Annotated in this window: 2 pseudogenes; both read left to right on the plus strand. The window is 44.6% G+C overall.

From position 1 onward, the window contains the following. Nucleotides 1–253, plus strand: a pseudogene (locus tag D8792_RS11850) (hypothetical protein); the annotation flags it as partial. After that, a pseudogene (locus D8792_RS10985) lies at nucleotides 162–677 on the plus strand (HAD-IIB family hydrolase); the annotation flags it as partial. The pseudogenes D8792_RS11850 and D8792_RS10985, both read left to right, overlap by 92 nt. Nucleotides 678–742: the final 65 nt, after the last annotated feature.

Consider the following 742-nt stretch of genomic DNA (forward strand, 5'->3'; position numbering starts at 1 on the left):
ACTCGGACGAAAATTAGGCGTTCACATGCATGCCATCACCAAGGACGGCATTTATACTGCCAATCGCAACATTGGCAAGTACACTGTCTATGAGTCCAATCTGGTCAACATGCCTATCTTCTATCGTACGCCTGAAGAAATGGCTGATAAAGAAATCGTCGCTCGGGCGAAAATTAGGCGTTCACATGCATGCCATCACCAAGGACGGCATTTATACTGCCAATCGCAACATTGGCAAGTACACTGTCTATGAGTCCAATCTGGTCAACATGCCTATCTTCTATCGTACGCCTGAAGAAATGGCTGATAAAGAAATCGTCAAGTGCATGTATATTGATGAGCCGGAAATTTTGGATGCGGCCATTGCCAAGCTGCCACCGGAATTAGCCGAAAAATATACACTAGTTAAATCAGCTCCTTTCTATCTAGAAATTGTCAAAAAAACTGTCAATAAAGGGGCTGCTATCCTTCATCTGGCTGAAAAACTGGGCTTAAGCAAGGAGCAGACTATGGCTATTGGTGATGAAGAAAACGACCGCGCCATGCTGGAAGCCGTTGGCTCTCCTGTTGTCATGGAAAACGGCAGAGAAGAACTCAAGAAAATCGCCAAATACATCACCAAGTCGAACGAAGAATCCGGCGTAGCACACGCTATTAGAGAGTGGGTTTTAAAATAATGTTTAGCTACAAAATTGGAATTTCAGCTCAGGAACACGATGATTTTGTCACGGCTCATCCGCAG

The organism is Streptococcus cristatus (genome assembly GCF_003943505.1).
GTDB classification, from domain to species: Bacteria; Bacillota; Bacilli; order Lactobacillales; family Streptococcaceae; genus Streptococcus; species Streptococcus cristatus_E.